The sequence below is a fragment of the Arthrobacter vasquezii genome (assembly GCF_029455255.1).
GTDB classification, from domain to species: domain Bacteria; phylum Actinomycetota; class Actinomycetes; order Actinomycetales; family Micrococcaceae; genus Arthrobacter_D; species Arthrobacter_D parietis.
The window spans coordinates 1-16,245 of record NZ_JAROKN010000063.1; the positions used below are offsets into that span (position 1 = coordinate 1).

Annotated in this window: 15 protein-coding genes; 7 read left to right on the plus strand and 8 right to left on the minus strand. The window is 64.7% G+C overall.

Annotated elements, in window-relative coordinates; genetic code table 11:
• The 4 genes from P4U43_RS15440 to pgm all read right to left on the minus strand — a co-directional run.
• Positions 1 to 644 (minus strand): thermonuclease family protein (locus P4U43_RS15440; protein ID WP_277359532.1); only part of this gene is annotated, 644 nt, incomplete at its 3' end.
• 78 nt (positions 645 to 722) lie between these two features.
• Entirely contained in the window at positions 723 to 1,415 is a 693-nt protein-coding gene (locus tag P4U43_RS15445) for an aspartate/glutamate racemase family protein (protein ID WP_277359533.1), read from the minus strand.
• Positions 1,416 to 1,458: 43 nt separating this feature from the next.
• Complete coding sequence (locus P4U43_RS15450; RefSeq protein ID WP_277359534.1) at positions 1,459 to 2,787, minus strand: uracil-xanthine permease family protein; 1,329 nt, start codon at positions 2,785 to 2,787, stop codon at positions 1,459 to 1,461.
• 67 nt (positions 2,788 to 2,854) lie between these two features.
• A complete protein-coding gene (gene pgm / locus P4U43_RS15455) occupies positions 2,855 to 4,486 on the minus strand; it encodes a phosphoglucomutase (alpha-D-glucose-1,6-bisphosphate-dependent) (RefSeq protein ID WP_277359535.1) in 1,632 nt (543 codons plus the stop codon).
• A gap of 220 nt (positions 4,487 to 4,706) precedes the next feature.
• Here pgm and P4U43_RS15460 point away from each other — a divergent pair, with 220 nt between their 5' ends.
• Genes P4U43_RS15460 through P4U43_RS15480 form a run of 5 tightly spaced genes read left to right on the plus strand, consistent with a single transcriptional unit; the run spans position 4,707 to position 10,687 of the window.
• Positions 4,707 to 6,152, plus strand: a complete 1,446-nt coding sequence (locus P4U43_RS15460) for an extracellular solute-binding protein (RefSeq protein WP_277359536.1) — start codon at positions 4,707 to 4,709, stop codon at positions 6,150 to 6,152.
• Positions 6,149 to 7,105: a carbohydrate ABC transporter permease gene (locus tag P4U43_RS15465; protein ID WP_277359537.1), complete on the plus strand. Its 957-nt coding sequence runs from the start codon at positions 6,149 to 6,151 to the stop codon at positions 7,103 to 7,105. The genes P4U43_RS15460 and P4U43_RS15465 overlap by 4 nt, the downstream gene beginning before the upstream one ends.
• Positions 7,106 to 7,116: 11 nt before the next feature.
• Positions 7,117 to 7,968: a carbohydrate ABC transporter permease gene (locus tag P4U43_RS15470; RefSeq protein ID WP_277359538.1), complete on the plus strand. Its 852-nt coding sequence runs from the start codon at positions 7,117 to 7,119 to the stop codon at positions 7,966 to 7,968.
• Positions 7,969 to 8,002: 34 nt separating this feature from the next.
• Positions 8,003 to 9,292 (plus strand): glycoside hydrolase family 32 protein, encoded by a 1,290-nt coding sequence (locus tag P4U43_RS15475; protein ID WP_277359539.1) that lies wholly within the window; start codon positions 8,003 to 8,005, stop codon positions 9,290 to 9,292.
• 33 nt (positions 9,293 to 9,325) lie between these two features.
• A complete protein-coding gene (locus P4U43_RS15480; RefSeq protein ID WP_277359540.1) occupies positions 9,326 to 10,687 on the plus strand; it encodes a CoA transferase in 1,362 nt (453 codons plus the stop codon).
• On the opposite strand, the gene P4U43_RS15485 is transcribed toward P4U43_RS15480, so the two are convergent.
• Positions 10,688 to 11,707, minus strand: coding sequence for a LacI family DNA-binding transcriptional regulator (locus tag P4U43_RS15485; RefSeq protein ID WP_277359541.1), 1,020 nt, complete (start codon positions 11,705 to 11,707; stop codon positions 10,688 to 10,690).
• A 232-nt stretch (positions 11,708 to 11,939) separates the two neighbouring features.
• On the opposite strand from P4U43_RS15485, the gene P4U43_RS15490 reads away from it, so the two are divergent.
• The gene (locus P4U43_RS15490; RefSeq protein ID WP_277359542.1) at positions 11,940 to 12,890 is read left to right on the plus strand and encodes a DUF559 domain-containing protein; all 951 of its coding nucleotides are present in this window, start codon (positions 11,940 to 11,942) and stop codon (positions 12,888 to 12,890) included.
• A gap of 165 nt (positions 12,891 to 13,055) precedes the next feature.
• On the opposite strand, the gene P4U43_RS15495 is transcribed toward P4U43_RS15490, so the two are convergent.
• A complete protein-coding gene (locus tag P4U43_RS15495) occupies positions 13,056 to 13,586 on the minus strand; it encodes a hypothetical protein (RefSeq protein ID WP_277359543.1) in 531 nt (176 codons plus the stop codon).
• Between P4U43_RS15495 and P4U43_RS15500 the strand changes: the two genes are divergently transcribed.
• Positions 13,585 to 13,770 carry a hypothetical protein gene (locus tag P4U43_RS15500; protein WP_277359544.1) on the plus strand — a complete coding sequence of 62 codons (186 nt, stop codon included), beginning with the start codon at positions 13,585 to 13,587 and terminating at the stop codon, positions 13,768 to 13,770. The genes P4U43_RS15495 and P4U43_RS15500 overlap by 2 nt on opposite strands.
• A 63-nt stretch (positions 13,771 to 13,833) precedes the next feature.
• Here the strand turns inward: P4U43_RS15500 and P4U43_RS15505 are convergent, their stop codons facing one another.
• Together P4U43_RS15505 and P4U43_RS15510 are read right to left on the minus strand one after the other, a co-directional pair.
• Entirely contained in the window at positions 13,834 to 15,300 is a 1,467-nt protein-coding gene (locus P4U43_RS15505) for a peptide MFS transporter (protein WP_277359545.1), read from the minus strand.
• A 62-nt stretch (positions 15,301 to 15,362) separates the two neighbouring features.
• A partial coding sequence (locus P4U43_RS15510) for an amidase (protein ID WP_277359546.1) occupies positions 15,363 to 16,245 on the minus strand: 883 nt, incomplete at its 5' end.

A 16,245-nucleotide genomic window follows, 5' to 3' on the forward strand; every position in this document is an offset into this window, starting at 1 on the left:
GCCAGAGCACCCGCCACGGCGGCCGCACCGGCTGCCGCCGCGCCGGAGGTGGAGGCAACGGGCTGCTCCACAACGGCGGCCAGCGAATCGACAGCCGCAGTGACTTCTGCGGGAAGAGTGCATTCGGCGTCAACGCTGAATACCCCGAGCTCCGCCTGCTGTGCTTCCTCCTGGGCGATTTTGACGGCGTCATAGTACTTTTCATTTGGTTCGAAGATGACCGCTGAACCTAGGCCTTGGCGTGCGATCTCGGCGTTCACCAGAGTGCGGTCCTCCAGGAATACTGCGGCAAGGGTCCTGCCGTACTGATCAACACGTTCGACGTCGAAGTCCAGTCCCACTTCAGTGCCTGCGGGCAGCGTTTCCGCAAGGAAGGCCGTCGCCTCCGGACCGAAGCATTCCACCGCCTTGTCGGGGTGCTTGGTTTCGGGCGTATCGATGTTGAGCAGGCGGACTCTCGTGTCGACGTCGGCAATCTTCACAATCACTGTGTCGCCGTCAACAACGCGGACTACCTGGCCGGTCGTGGCATCAGCAGATGGACTGCAGGCTGTGACGGACAGCGCGCCGATGGCGATGCCAAGAGCGCACCACTTTTTGATAACCGGTGTGAACACGGTTCCCCCATTTTGTTCAATATTCAAGTACGAGTCCTTGAATTGTACGGCCGCGGACCAGCCCTGGAATCCGTGAGATGAAGGGATCGCCGGCTCTGCGAACCCTCAGCCGGCCAGCGCGGCGTCCACTGCCGCCTGTGCGTGTATGGACGTCGTCGGGTAGAGGGCAATGTCCGCATCCGTCTGCGAGATCAGCAGCTCTATCTCGGTGCAGCCGAGGATCACTCCCTCCGCACCGCGCGACGCAAGCCCGGCGATGATGCGCTGGTATTCCTTCCGGGAATCGACCGAGATGACCCCAAGGCACAGTTCCTCGTAGATGACCCGGTGGACAATCGCGCGGTCTTCGGGGTTGGGAGTAAGCATTTCCAGGCCATGCGCGGCCAGCCCGTCGCGATAAAAATCCTGCTCCATCGTGAAGGCCGTCCCGAGCAGGCCCACCGTCGTCGTGCCCGTCGCCGTTACTGCGCGTGCGGTCTCGTCAATGACGTTGATGAAAGGGATGCTGACGGCCCGCTCTATGGCAGGGGCAACCTTGTGCATGGTGTTGGTGCAGAGCACGAGAAGCTTGGCTCCGCCCCGTTCAAGCTCGACGGCGGCAGCAGCCAGGGCTGCGCCGGCCTCCTCCCATTGACCCTTGGCCTGGAGCTCCTCGATGGGTGCGAAGTCGACGGATCTGAGGAGGCAGTCCGCTGAGTGGAGGCCTCCCAGACGGTCCCGCGCCATTTCGTTGATGAGGCGGTAGTACTCGGCGGTGCTTTCCCAGCTCATGCCGCCGAGCAGGCCAATACGCAACATGGTCTCATCATGGCAGCCCGCGCGCTTCGGCGTGAGGGCCGACCTACCCCAGCTTGGAAGGGCGGCTGCCGTGGTCTTCCGCTTCGAGCTCCTCCGGCCCGGCAACGTGCTCGCTGCCGCGGACGCGGGCAATCCCGCTCATGCCATGGAAGATGATGAGGGTAGCCGCCGTGCCCAGGGCAATGCCGGCGAAGGTCAGGTCGCCGATCGTCCACGTGAAGTCCGCGATGCCCACTACGAGCGCCACGCCCGCCGTCGAGAGGTTGATCGGGTTCGAAAAATCGACCCGGTTCTGCACCCAGATCCGCACGCCGAGGATGCCGATCATGCCATAGAGAACGACGCCGGCACCTCCCAGTACTCCCGCCGGAACCGTTGCGATGAGCGCACCGAACTTGGGGAAGAGGCTCAGCAGCACGGCGATGACTCCGGCTACCCAGTACGCGGCAGTGGAGTACACGCGTGAGGCGGCCATAACCCCGATGTTCTCGGCGTACGTCGTGGTGCCGGAGCCGCCACCTGAACCGGCCAGGACGGTGGCCAGCCCGTCCGCCATGAGGGCACGCCCCGTGATGGGGTCAAGGTCGCGGTCGGTCATCGCGGCCACGGACTTCACGTGGCCGATGTTCTCAGCCACCAGGACCAGGACCACCGGGACAAACAGTCCGATGACTGAAAGGTGGAATTCGGGAGCCATGAAAGGCGGCAGGCCGAACCACGCAGCGTCGTTGATGGCGGCGAAGTCCACCTCTCCGCGCAGTACCGCCATGAAATAGCCGACGAGGACGCCGATGAGGATGGACAGCCGGCCGAGAATCCCCTTGAAAAGGACCGTCACGAGGAGGATCGAAATTACCGTGACCAGCGCGGTGAGCGGCGCCTGTTCAAAGCTCGCCTTGGCGGTCGGCGCAAGGTTCAGGCCGATCAGGGCAACGATTGCACCGGTCACTATCGGCGGCATCAGCAGCTGGATCCATCGTGCGCCGGCCCAGTGCACCACCAACCCGATGAGTGCCAGCACGGCGCCAGCCAAAACGACGCCGCCCAGTGCTCCGGCGGGGCCGTGCTGGCTCTGCGCCGCTGCGATCGGCGCGATGAAAGCGAAGCTCGAGCCAAGGTAGCTGGGTACGCGTCCGGCAGTGATGACCAGGAAGAGCAGTGTGCCGAGACCGGAGAAAAGCAGGGTGGTGGACGGCGGGAAGCCGGTCAGCAGCGGCACCAGGAAGGTGGCACCGAACATCGCAACCACGTGCTGCGCACCGATGCCGACGGTCCGTGGCCAGCTCAGCCTCTCATCGGGGGCGACGAACCGACCCGGCTGGACGTTCCGCCCGTCGCCGTGCAGCGTCCAGTTCATTCCGAGTCTGCGCATGGCTGTGTGCCTTCCAGAGATGGTGGGGATCTGGAGGAAATCTTACGCGACACAGACTCCCGTGAGGTTAGGCGATCACGCCATCGACCAGGGCCTTGGCTTCCTCCTGCACGCGCCTCAGGTGATCTTCACCAAGGAACGACTCGGCGTAGATTTTGTAGACGTCCTCAGTTCCGGACGGGCGGGCCGCAAACCACGCGTTCTCGGTGGTGACTTTCAGGCCGCCGATCGGTGCACCGTTGCCGGGCGCTTCGGTGAGGCGTGCAGTGATGTCTTCGCCCGCCAGCGTGGTGGCTGTGACGTCCGACGGCGACAGCTTGCCCAGTGCCGACTTCTGCTCACGTGTGGCAGCCGCATCGATCCGCGCGTACACCGGTGCCCCAAACCGTTGCGTCAGACCGTCGTAGTGCTGCGACGGCGTGCGTCCTGAGACGGCGGTGATTTCGGAGGCGAGCAGTGCAAGGAGGATGCCGTCCTTGTCGGTGCTCCAGGGCGATCCGTCGTGGCGGAGGAAGGATGCCCCGGCGGATTCCTCCCCGCCGAACGCCACCTCACCGGAGAGCAGCCCCGGCACGAACCATTTGAAGCCGACGGGAACCTCTTCGAGGACCCGGCCAAGATCCGCGGCCACCCGGTCAATGATCGACGACGACACGAGGGTCTTGCCGACCGTCGCATCCGAGCGCCACTGGGGACGGTTCCGGTACAGATAATCGATGGCGACGGCGAGGTAGTGGTTCGGATTCATCAGGCCGGAATCCGGGGTGACTATGCCGTGTCGGTCGGCGTCGGCGTCGTTTCCGGTGGAAATATCAAAGTCCCCGGCCCGCTTGATCAGGGACGCCATGGCGTAGGGGGAGGAGCAGTCCATGCGGATCTTTTCGTCCCAGTCCAGGGTCATGAAAGCCCACTGCGGATCAACGGAGGGGTTCACCACCGTCAGGTCGAGATTGTGCCGCTCGGCAATGGCTCCCCAGTAATCCACTGACGCGCCGCCCATCGGATCGGCGCCGATGCGCACGCCGGCGCTGCGGATTGCCTCCAGGTTGAGCACGTTGGGAAGGTCTTCGACGTAATGCTGCAGGAAATCATAGGTGCTGACGGAATCCGCCTGCTGCGCCTGCGCTGTAGGGATCCGCTTTACGTCCCGGAGGCCGTTCTCGAGCAACTCGTTGGCGCGGGCTGCAATCCAGTTGGTGGCGTCCGAGTCGGCAGGGCCGCCGTGGGGCGGGTTGTACTTGAAGCCGCCGTCGGCCGGCGGATTGTGCGACGGCGTGATCACGATGCCGTCCGATTGGTCTGTCCGCGACCCGTTGTAGCCAAGAATGGCGTGCGAGAGGGCCGGAGTAGGGGTGTAGGCGCCACGGGCGTCGATCCGCACGGCGACATTGTTGGCGGCGAGGACCTCGAGCGCCGTGTTCTGCGCCGGCTCGGAGAGGGCGTGCGTGTCCTTACCCATGAAAAGCGGTCCGGTGATGCCCTGGCCGGCCCGGTATTCGACGATTGCCTGCGTGATCGCGGCGATGTGCCCTTCGTTGAAGGACGACTTCAGTGACGATCCGCGGTGGCCGGAGGTCCCGAACGCAACGCGCTGCGCGGGTTCGGAGAGATCCGGGGTGGAATCGAAGTACGCGTCCAGAAGTGCGCTTACATCAACAAGGTCGCTGGATTGGGCAACGGTGCCTGCTCGATTAGCCATGGGACCAAGCATGCCACTACCCCCATGCAGTCAGCGGAAATGACTACACATTTTGTACGCCGGGTGCGCACTTCGCTCCCGGATGGCATCGAGTGGGCGCTGGCGACCTTTCACTTCTGCACAACCCGTCCTCAGCGCCCATTCGATGCAGGGATGTGACCCTTGACACGTGTTAGGTGACCGTCATATGATTCCTGACACGTGTTAGAAAGGATTGACGATGAGGTCTACGCACTTTCCCGATAAGGGCAACCCACTTCGCGCCAGAGCCGGGGATCTATCCCGCCGCACCCTCCTTGGTGCTCTCGGCATTGGCGCAGTGGGAGCCACAGTCGGTGCCTGGCCCCGGCTCACAGGAGCCGATATCCCGGGCCGCAACAGCACCGCCCTCAATGTGGCAATTCTCGGTACTGCCGCCGATGCAGCTGCACGCCAGGCGCTGGTCGATGAATTCACCAGCCTCCACCCGGATATCCCGGTCCGCATTCAAGCGATTCAGGGAGCCGACTGGCGTGACTTCTTCTCCAAGATCCTCACTATGGTCGCTGCCGGAGATCCACCCGACGTCGTTTACGTCGCCACCGAGGGCGCCCAGTTGTTCGCTGAGAAGCTTGCTGAGCCGTTGGATGCATACGTGACGCGGGATGCCGCGGAGATCCAGGAGTACTTCCAGGACGTCCACCCGAGCCTCATTGAGGCGTTCATGTACCGCGGCAGCCTGTACCAGCTGCCGCTGGACTGGAACGCCGCCAACATGTACCTGAATACCAGCGCCCTTCAGCGTGCAGGGCTTGACCGGCCGGCGGATGACTGGACCCACGAGGACTTCACAGCAACCATGCGTGCGATGAAGTCTTCGACCGAGGGCAACTTCACCCCGTACTACTGGACCAACCGGCTGTTTGGCGGCGTGGTCCCGTGGCTCTACGCCAATGACACAAGTTTCCTCACCGAGGAAAAGGCCGCCGGCGGGAACTGGTTCTGGGACCGGTTCTACGCAAGTGATCCGACCCGGGCGCAGCGCAGCGGCGGCTACCTCTGGGAAGCACCTAATGCCGAGGACCCGCGCGTCGTCGAAACGTTCGACTATTTGCGCGAACTCGTAGCCGAAGGCCTTGGCGTGAGGCCCGAGGGAGGCGGCGGCAACGCCCTCGTCGGTCTTTTTGCAAGCAGCCGCATCGGCGCAACTCCTGCCGGCGGCTACTGGGTGCAGGGACTGCACGAGGCAGGCATGGGCGCCGACGACTTCGACGTGCAGTTCTTCCCACGCTGGCGCACCCAGCGCCACCAGTTCGGCGCTGCAGGCTACGCCATCATGCGCACTGCCAAGGACAAGGACGCCGCCTGGGAATGGGTGAAGTTCTGCGCATCCAAACCGGCCATGGAGCTGGCGTTCCCCACCCCGAACACCACGCCCACCCGGCGCTCCATGGTGAATCAGTCGCTCTACTCCGCCACCGGACCCGAGCACTGGAAGGTCTTCTACGACACCCTCGACCGCTTCCCGACCTCTGGCCCCATCCCCGCCCCGCCACAGCAGGCAGCCGTGGAAACCGCCCTCATGAAGAACGTCTCGGTTGCCGTCAGCGGCTCATCCGCCCAGGTGCGCTCGGCCATGGGGAGCCTGCAGCGTGACCTCGAACTGGCACTCAGGAGCACACCATGAGCACTCCAACACTCAAAACCCCACCAACGACGACGGCGGCATCCTCCGCCCGCACCCGCCCCACCACCCGGAGGCAGCGCTCCCTGTCCGAGCGACTCATCGCGCCGCTCTTTCTGGCGCCCACGGTGATCGGTATGGCGATCTTCACCATCGTGCCCATCCTCGGGTCGATCCTCCTGGCCTTCTTCCGTTGGGACATCATCTCCGCTCCGGAGTTTGTCGGGTTCAGCAACTTCGCGGACATCGTCAGCGATCCCACCGTCAGGGTCTCGTTCCTCAACACCATCGTCTTCGTGGTGGTGGCGGTAACCCTGCAGCTCGGGATCTCGATGGCGCTCGCCGTAGCAATCCAAGGGCGGATGCCCAACTGGCTGCGGGTATTTTTCCGCTCGGCCTTCTTCTTCCCGCTGATCCTCTCGGCCGCCTCGGTCTCGATCTTCATGGGATACCTATTCAATGAGCAGTTCGGCGTCGTGAACTGGCTTCTCTCATTGATCGGCATCCCGGCGGTGCCGTGGCTGACCACATCAGGCGGGGCTGCCGCCGTCGTCGTGCTGGTGTATGTGTGGCAGAACTTCGGGTTCTCCTTCCTGCTCTTCATCGGTGGGCTGGCATCCATCCCGAAAGAACTCCTTGAGGCCTCCGCGCTGGACGGTGCCACCGGCTGGCGGCAGTTCGTCAATGTCACGCTGCCGCTGTTGAGCCCCACCGTGCTGGTGGCTTCCGTCATGGCGATCATCAGTGCCCTGCAGGTCTTCGACCAGCCCTACGTCCTGACGCGTGGCGGGCCCGGGGACAGCACCCGGACGGCGGTAATGGTCATCTTCGAATCGGCCTTCCAACGCCTCGAGTTCGGGCGAGCCTCCGCGATCGGGCTGGTGCTCATGATGCTCATCATGGCCATCACCGCCCTTCAGTTCCGGCTCAGCCGCCGATTCGTCTTCTACCAGTGAGGAACCCGAGAATGAGCACCCTTACCGCAACCCGCAAGACCCGCATGCCGCGCGCCGGCACAGCCGTGCGGATCTTGGTCCTCCTGGTGGCAGCGGCACTGACGCTCGGTCCCGTCCTGTGGACCCTGTCGACGTCGCTTCGTACGCCGTCGGAATCGTTCAACCTTCCGCCCCAGTTCCTGCCGCTCAACCCAGACTTCTCCTCCTACGTCCAGGTGTTCCAGCAGGTCAACATGGTGCTCCTGGTGGTCAACAGCGCACTGGTGACCCTCCTGATCGCCGTGGGACAGATGGCAACGGCGGCGCTGGCCGGCTACGCCTTCGCCCGGTTGAGCTTCAAGGGCAAGAACGCGTTGTTCTCGGTGGTGCTGGCCACCATGATGGTTCCGGTGCAGGTGACGATCGTCCCGGTCTTCATGCTCATCCGCGGCATGGGCCTGTCCGATACGCTCCTTGCCCTGATCCTGCCCGCCATACCTACTGCGTTCGGCACGTTTTTGATGCGCCAGTACTTCCTCGGCCTGCCGAACGACTTTGCGGAGGCGGCGTCGCTCGACGGCGCCTCCCCCTGGCGCACGTTCCGCTCGGTCTATGCGCCGCTGGCGGTCCCCGGCATGGCGATTGTGGGCATCCTCGCCTTCAACTTCCACTGGAACGAATTCTTCCGGCCACTGATCCTCACCATCTCGCAGGAGAACTACACACTCCCGCTGGGCTTGGTTACGCTGCAGGGCAACCTCGGTACCGGAAGCATCTCCGTGGTCCTCGCCGGCGTCATCCTGTCGATGATCCCCGCCCTGGTGGTCTTCATCTTCGGCCAGCGGACCCTCCGTGAAGGCCTGACCGCGGGCGCCAGCAAGTAGTTTCGACCAACCGACCCCACTACCGAAGGAAACCGTGAATTCTTCCGCATCGCCGACCGTCGCCGTCGACCGCGCCTTCCCCACCCTGCACCCCCGTCCCCAGCAGGGCTGGCTCAACGACCCAAACGGGATCTGTTACCGCGACGGCCGCTGGCACGTCTTCTTCCAGCACAACCCCGATTCGGCCCGCCATGCCGCCATCACCTGGGGGCACGTCAGCTCTCCTGATCTGCTCCGGTGGGAGGAGGAGCCGGTTGCGCTGCGGCCCCAGCCCGGCGGTCCCGATGCCCTGGGCTGCTGGTCCGGTGTGATGGCCGACGAAAACGGCGTCCCCACCGCCGTCTACAGCGGCGTGCAGGATGCCAGCGGCCACGCGCAGGTGACTCTCGCACGAGGATCCGCCGACCTGCGGACCTGGCAGCAGGACGGTGAGGTGGCGGCAGGCATTCCGGCTGACCAGTCCATCACCGACGTACGGGATCCTTTTGTCTTCAGGTGGAACGGCGCGCGTTACGCAATCCAGGGGGCGGGGCTGGAGGACGGTCGCGGCGCCCTGCTGCTCTACGACGCCACAGAGCTCTCGGCCTGGACGTATCTCGGGATCTGGTTGACCACTGAACACCCCGCTGCCGCCGCAGCGCAGGCGAACATCTGGGAGTGCCCCCAACTGGTCGAGGTGGACGGCCGGTGGGTTCTGATCGTTTCCCTGTGGAAGCGCCGGAACGGTGAACACCACCTTTCCGGCGTGGCTCACCTGATTGGATCAATGCACGACGACGGCGACGGCCGCCCGGTCTACGAGCCCGAAACCTGCGCGGCGACCGACGGCGGCCCCGATTACTACGCCCCCCAGGCGGTGCCGGTTGGAGACCGGGTGATGTTGTGGGGCTGGTCCTGGGAATCACGCGCCGAGGAGGAGGCAGACGCAGCCGGGTGGGCCGGGGTGCTGACTTTCCCTCGCGAGCTGGGCGTAGTCGATGGTGAGCTGGTAGTGAAGCCCGCGCGGGAACTGGTGGGCTACCGACGTAGTGCACGTGTTGCCGGTGCTGTCACCGAACTGCCCGCGGTCGCCGAGGCGGTGGTTTCGCCGCGCGGCGACGCGCGGGTGTCGCTGGCGCTTGTCTCGCCGTCGGGTTCCCGTGAGCTGTATTCAGTGGAAACCGCGCGTGGTGTGCGGGTGCTGCTGGATGCGTCGATCGTCGAGGTGTACCGGGAGGGTTCCACGGCGGTGACGTTCCGGGCGTATCCCGTGCAGGACGAAAAGTGGGAGCTGACCGTTACCGGAAGCGCCGTCGTGGAGGCCTGGGAACTGGGTTTGCCGTAGCCGTCACCGGGCGGCGGCATCCATAATGCACTCATGGATTACCCGTTGCCCAGTGCTGATCCGGTGCCCGAGCTGTGGCTTTATTTTGCTTCGCTGATGCCGAACGGCGCGGAGGGAGCGTCCTGGTCCGGACCCCGAAGGTGGTGGGGAGGGCGCCTTGACGTTGAGGGACTTGCGCTCGGGGCCGTGCAGGCGGTCGCCACGGCTCTTGCTGCCGCCTCGCCTGGGCTCCCCGCCACGTTCACGTCCTCCGGGGTTGCCGGGTGGTTCGATTCGTTCGCCCACCTTCGCATCGACGGATCGCCGATCCAGGCTTTCGGGGCTTCATCGGGTTTCCGCCAGGCCGCCGACGGGTGGGTCCGCATTCACGGGAACTATCCGCACCACGGACGGGCGCTGCTGGAAGCGCTCGGTGTGTCCGCGGCCGAGGATGTCAACGATGCGTTGCTGGAACGTCCGGCGGCTGTCATCGAAGAGGCCGTCACTGCTCGGGGTGGGCTGGCCGCGGTGGTCCGGACACCCGAGGCGTGGGCAGCAACGCCGGCCGGGCAGGCTGTCGCTGACGAGCCATGGGTGCGGCTGTCGACGAGCACTTTCCGGCGCGGGACGCGTACCTTCGGGGGCGACGAGGGGTTGCTGGAAGGTGTGCGCGTTCTTGATTTCACGCGGGTCATCGCCGGTCCTTCTGCCAGCCGGCTCCTCGGCGCACTGGGTGCCGATGTTCTGCGGGTGGACCCGCCGGCGCTACCCGAGTTGGAACACCAGCACGTGGAGACCGGGTTCGCGAAGCGGAGTGCCGTGGCCGATCTGCGGGATCCTGAGGCGCTCGCCCGCCTGCGGGATCTCCTTCCAGCGGCTGACGTGGTGCTCAGCGCCTACCGCGGCGGGGCGCTGGCCCGGCACGGACTGGACGTCGGTTCTCTGCGCACGGACTACCCCGGCCTGGCCGTTGTCTCCCTCGACGCCTGGGGTGATAGCGGACCGTGGGCCGGCCGCCGTGGGTTCGACAGCATCGTGCAGGCGGCAACCGGCATAGCCCACATCTATGGGACGGGCTCAGGGCCGGAATTCACACCCGGTGCGCTGCCGGTCCAGGCGCTCGACTACGCGACCGGCCTCGGAATGGCGGCTGCCGCCGTCGTGCTTGTGTCTGCGCGCAGTTATGGAATGAGCGGTTCCGCGCACCTTTCCCTGGCGCAGACGGCGGCGGAACTGCTGCGGATGCCCCGAGCGGGGGAGGCAGGGCCGGTGAACCTGGAGGTGCCGTTGAGGCGGGCAACGAGCGACTACGGCGAACTCGTCTTCGTGCCGCCGCCTCTGGTGGTCGATGGCCGTCAGGTGGAATACCCCTACCCTCCCCGGCGCTATGGCAGCGATGCCCTTTCGTGGAGGTGATCAGGGTGCCGGAGCTGTGGACTGCCTCGTGATGAGGGGGCACGGCACCAGGACCCGCTCGGTGCGGCGCTCGCTGCCCTCGAGCTCGTCGAGAACCCGCTTGACGGCGATGGCTCCGATCTCCGCGTGGGGGAGTGCGACGGTGGTCAGCGCCGGCACCAGGTTCGCGGCGACGTTCTGTTGATCGTCGTAACCAACCACGGACAACTGCTGGGGCACCTGAATCCCGGCTGTTGCCGCGTAGAGCAGGATGCCGGTGGCAACGCGGTCATTGGCGGCCAGGATCGCGGTGGGACGGTCTGGTTCCTGCAGCACCGACTCCGCTGCCCGGTATCCCTGGTTGATGTCCCAACCCGTGACGATGACCTGGTGGTCTCCGGCGGTCAATCCGGCGCGGTCCATCGCCGAGCGGTAACCCTGCTCCCGAAGGAGCGCCGCGTTGTCATCATCGCCGCCGAGGAGGGCGATGCGGCGATGGCCCAGTTCCAGGAGCAGTTCGGTGGCACGCCGGCTCCCCGTCACCTCATCCGGGACGACTGCCGGAAGCCTGTCCTCGGGGTCGAAGCAATTTGCCAGCGCTGCCGGCTGGGCCCGAAAAGGCCCGGAGGGGATGTAGGGCTGCAGGCTGCCAGTGGCATAGATCAGGCCATCCACCCGCCGATGCTGAAGCGCCTCGATCGCCGGCCCTTCGCGGCCGGGAATATGCTCGGTATCGACAACCAGAATCATGTATCCACGAGCCAAGGCGGCGTTCGTGGCGCCGCTGACAAGCCGCCCGGCGAAGGGGCTGGTCACAATCTCATCCGTGATGATGCCGAGTGTCGCCGTGCGCTGGTTCCGCAGACTCACAGCGACCGGGTTGGGTAGGTAGTTGAGTTCTTTGGCAGCAGCGCGGATTCGTTCCTGCGCGTCTTTGGAAACGTTGCCCTTGATGTTTCCGTTGAGCACCATGGACACGGCACTGCGTGACACGCCGGCCAATTTGGCAACATCCAACGCAGTCGCCTTGCGTGCTGCCATGTGTCTCCCTCGTTGAAACTGTCCAGCCATTCTAGCTAATACGTGTCAGAGGGCTGTCGTCATTCCTCTCTCGCATCGAGTGGGCGCTTCTCGCATCGAGTGGGCGCTGAGGACGGGTTTGTGGCGTGGGCGCGGTCGCTAGCGCCCGCTCGATCCTGAGGGGAGCGGAGACCCACAAATACACCCTGTGGATAAGGGAATTCTGCCGCCCTCTCGACGGCATTATGAACGGGTGAGCTCCTCATCCATCCCTCTGCCCCATCGGTACTCCTTTACGGTTCAGGAGGCACTCGGACGTGGGCTGCCGTACAGCAGGCTGCGACGCTCGGATCTGACCATCCCGAGCCGCGGCGTCCGGCTTGTGAATGGTTCCGGTCCGTCGCTCCTCGATGATGTGGCGCCGCTGACAAGACTCGGCTGCCCGGACGCCGTCAGCCATTCGACAGCCGCCCGGCTGTGGGGAATCATCCTCCCGTTCCGACTCGAGGAGGATCATGGGCTTCACCTGACCCGATGGAAGGGGAGTAACCGCGTTCGTCGTCCAGGCGTCGTTGGTCACCGTGCGCCCCTTACGTCCCGCGACGTCGTCGAAATCTATGGTGTTACCGTCACCTCCCCGGCTTGGACCTGGACGGACCTGGCGCCGTCGCTATCGCTGGAGGAGCTGGTGGCTGCCGGCGATTCACTTCTGCGCAGGCAGGATGCTCCGCGACGCCGTTGCGACCTGAACGTCCCGGACCCTCTCGCCTCACTGACCCAGATTGCGGAAGCAGCCGATCGACGCGGCGGCGCCCGCGGTATCCGGCGTGTGCGGGAAGCGCTGCCCTTGTTGAGGAGTGGTGTTGATTCCGGTCGCGAGTCGCGTTTGCGGCTGTTAATAACACAGGCGGGGTTGCCCGAGCCTGAGGTCAATCAATGGGTCCTGGACCAGAACGGGCGCCGGGTGTCGAGACCTGACCTGTCGTACAGCGAACTGCGCATCGCTATCGAATATGAGGGTGAGCACCATCTGGTGGATGCCGAACAGTGGCACAGCGACATCAACCGCGACGATCGGTTACGGGCGATGGGCTGGACGGTGCTTCGCTTCACGAAGAAACACCTCGAGCCTGATAACGAGCGAGCATCGATTGCGAGAATAAGGTCGGCGATTGCGTCAGCCCGTGCATCGAGTGGGCGCTGACGGCCGGCTGTCCACGAGGAATAGGTCGCCAACGCCCACTCGATTGAGGGATTGAGGGATTGAGGGATTGGGGGGAGGGTATGAAAGCCGAGGACGACGGCTCCTACGGGACGGTGAGCGTCACCGGCCCGGCCTCCTCCGGCCCACCGCACTGCTCGGAGCCGCCTACCCGAACCCAATCCAGGGTGAACTCGCCCTCGACGAGGACCGTCCCGTCGGCAGCGAGAGCCCGTACAGTGACGATCTCGGGGTGTCCATGTCGAGGTTGATCACCCAACTGTCCTCGTCCAGTGGCGTAGCCATATAGGGCGAGAGTAATTCGCGCGGAGGGTGCGATTTCTGGCCGGTTTCATCGATCGTTCCACCAGGCGCTGGTGTGATGATCTCGACGGGCACATCGGTAGTTGGCGGCCGCACAACCTGCGAGCACACGCCGTTCACGCAGCCCTGCACCTCAGCAACCGCCGAAACGTCACCCTCCAGCTTCACCAGAACGTTGTTCAGCCATCCGATTGCCGGACACGCCACAGGCGGCCCGCCGGTCCCGGCACACCCCGCAAGCAGCATCGAAGAAACGACGACGACGGCGCCTGGCCGGAACTTCCCCCATGCGCCCAGTGTGGCACTCGCCGGCCCTAGTGCACAGGCCTGCCGGACGGTACGTTGAGAACACCCGTCAACGAAAGGTTGTGTCATGAGCGAGAACCCCACCAGCGACGAAATTGACGAAACTGACGACGAAAAGCTGGAGCAGGACGCGGAGCAGGCTGCCGGCAAGGCCAACACCGAAAGTGGTGGCGGCTACGGCGGCCCCGGCCCAGAGAGCGAGTCCGGCGGAAGCGAGTCCGGCAACGCCGGTTCCGCAGAAGACGGCTCCTAAAACCACAGACGACGACGGCGCCCTCCCGCGAAAGGAGGGCGCCGTCGTCGTTCGCTGTGGGATCTAGCGGACGCCGCTCATCAGTTTCTTGATGGCGGGCGTAGCCAGCGCAAGGGCTATGCCGAGCACGATCGCCGTGATGCCGCTGAAGGAGAAGTACGGCACCTCGTTGTCCTGGTTGTAGTATCCCGCCAGAATGCCGGCCACCGTGGTTCCCAGCGAGATCGATAGGAAGAACAGGGCCACCATCTGGGTTCGGAAGGCACTCGGCGCAAGCTTCGTTGCAACCGAGAGCCCGATCGGCGACAGGAACAGCTCCGCCCAGGTGAAGAACAGCAGGATGACCACGAGAGCCATCAGCGGAGTGCTGTTCGGTCCGCCGCCGGAGAACGGAATGAACAGCAGGAACGCGACGCCCATGAACACCAGGCCGAGAGCGAACTTCAACGGTGATGACGGTTGCCGGTTTCCGAGCTTCGTCCACAGCGCAGCGAATACGGCGGCGAAGATGATGATGAAGATCGGGTTGATCGACTGCACAAAGCTCGGCGGCATGATCCAGCCGAACAGGTTGCGGTCCAGGCTGCGGTCCGCGTAGATCGCGACAACGGTGAACTGCTGCTGGAACAGCCCCCAGAACGCAGCGCTCGCAATGAACAGCGGAATGAAGGAGTAGACCCGCTTGCGCTCGATGGCGGTCACGCGCTTGCTGCGCAGAATCACCGTGAAGTAGGCGATCGAGGCCGCGATGGCGACGTACGCCATGGTCTGGGCGAGATTCGCGGGCGTCACCAGGCCGGTGGTGAAGGCAATGATGATTACAACGACGCCGGCCGCAGCAATCAGCCCCATTCGCGCCAGTCGACCGGACGGCAGCGGGTTGGTGACCGCGTGGGCGGTCTCCGGCAGGTTCTTGCGGGTCAGCGCGTACTGCGTCAGGCCGATCGCCATGCCGACTGCCGCGAGACCGAAGCCGTAGTGGAATCCGAACTCCGTCCAGGCCAGGCCCGTCAGCAGTGGACCGATGAGGGCGCCGATGTTTATGCCCATGTAGAAGATGGAGAAACCGGCGTCGCGCCGCTCATCACCCTCGGCGTAGAGGGTGCCAACCAGCGAGGTCGCGTTGGCTTTCAGCCCACCGGAACCGACACCGACGAGGACCAGACCCACCGCAAGGCCAATTCCGCCCGGCAGCAGCGCCAGCGCAATGTGGCCGAACATGATCATGATGGCGGAATAGAAGAGGACCTTCTCGGATCCCATAACCCGGTCAGCCAGCCAGGCTCCAAGGATGGTCGAGAGGTAGACCCCGCCGCCGTAGGCGCCCACCAGGCCGGTGGCGATCCCCTGATCGATGCCGAGGCCGCCGTCGGCCACGGAGTAGTACATGTAGTAGAGGAGGATCCCCTGCATGCCGTAGAAGGAGAAGCGCTCCCAGAGTTCTACGCTGAACAGGTTCGCAAGCATCCGGGGGTGACCCAGAAACTTCTTGCCCTCCGTTGTGGCTTTGTCGTTGTGAGTTGTGCTCATTCACTCCATGATGCCAGTCACGTTTTGGACTGTCATATCCAAAATGCGAACAAACAGTTATGCTAATCGGTTTGGTTGGCGCGGAAGTGGTCCTCAAGCTGAGCTGACACGGTAAGGAGATCCGCCTCTGCGCTGGGCCTTCCGATGAGCTGGATGCTCATGGAGAGTCCCTCAGCCGTGGTGAAGATAGGCACCGAGATGGCAGGCAACCCGCACACGTTCACCATCGACGTGTAGGGCGAGTATTGGCACTGGCGCAGATAGTCGGTGTCAGCATCCGCATCGGTGTACCAGCCGATTGGACGCGGGACCATGCCGAGAGCCGGCGTCGCAATGATGTCGAAGGCGGAGTACTGCGCGATGGTGTCCTGCTCAAATTGCCGCAGGATGTCGACGGCGGAGGCAAGGTCCGTCGCAGACTTCCCTTGCGCGCGGCGCCGGAGGGTACGGGCGAGGGTCGTCAGGTCTTTTTCCCGGTCGGCCGGGATGCGTGCGACGGCCAGGCCTGCGGTCCACACCGTCTGAAAAGCTTCGTGATAGCGGGGATCGTACCGGAGGTCTGCCTCAAGGATTTCGTGGCCGACGGCGCCGAGCGCCTTTACCCCGGCGTCGAAACCGGCCTGCGCGGCGTCGTCGAGCTCGATGGGAAAAGCAGCGGCGAAAGGCGAGGCGGTGCTGACCCCGATCCGGAATCTACCGTCAGCCCGCAGCGCTGCGTCAAGGAATGAACCATGGGCGGCGGCGCTGGTTGCGTGGAAGTTCGGCTCGTCCACCATGGCGTCGAGCAGCAGGGCGGCATCCGCCGTCGTCCGCGCCAGCGGTCCGGCAACCACAAACTGACCGAGATCGCTCTGACCTGCACCGGAAGGCACCCTGCCGCGGTTGGGTTTGAGGCCGATCAGCCCGGTGGCAGCGGCCGGAATCCGGACGGAGCCGCCGCCGTCC

Coding starts and splice junctions, on each gene's coding strand:
- P4U43_RS15450 (WP_277359534.1), bottom strand. CDS start 2,787: ATGCGCAGACTCGGAATGAACTGGACGCTGCACGGCGACGGGCGGAAC.
- P4U43_RS15485 (WP_277359541.1), bottom strand. CDS start 11,707: ATGGCAGCACGCAAGGCGACTGCGTTGGATGTTGCCAAATTGGCCGGC.
- P4U43_RS15460 (WP_277359536.1), top strand. CDS start 4,707: ATGAGGTCTACGCACTTTCCCGATAAGGGCAACCCACTTCGCGCCAGA.
- P4U43_RS15445 (WP_277359533.1), bottom strand. CDS start 1,415: ATGTTGCGTATTGGCCTGCTCGGCGGCATGAGCTGGGAAAGCACCGCC.
- P4U43_RS15465 (WP_277359537.1), top strand. CDS start 6,149: ATGAGCACTCCAACACTCAAAACCCCACCAACGACGACGGCGGCATCC.
- pgm (WP_277359535.1), bottom strand. CDS start 4,486: ATGGCTAATCGAGCAGGCACCGTTGCCCAATCCAGCGACCTTGTTGAT.
- P4U43_RS15505 (WP_277359545.1), bottom strand. CDS start 15,300: ATGAGCACAACTCACAACGACAAAGCCACAACGGAGGGCAAGAAGTTT.
- P4U43_RS15495 (WP_277359543.1), bottom strand. CDS start 13,586: ATGACACAACCTTTCGTTGACGGGTGTTCTCAACGTACCGTCCGGCAG.
- P4U43_RS15470 (WP_277359538.1), top strand. CDS start 7,117: ATGAGCACCCTTACCGCAACCCGCAAGACCCGCATGCCGCGCGCCGGC.
- P4U43_RS15480 (WP_277359540.1), top strand. CDS start 9,326: ATGGATTACCCGTTGCCCAGTGCTGATCCGGTGCCCGAGCTGTGGCTT.
- P4U43_RS15500 (WP_277359544.1), top strand. CDS start 13,585: ATGAGCGAGAACCCCACCAGCGACGAAATTGACGAAACTGACGACGAA.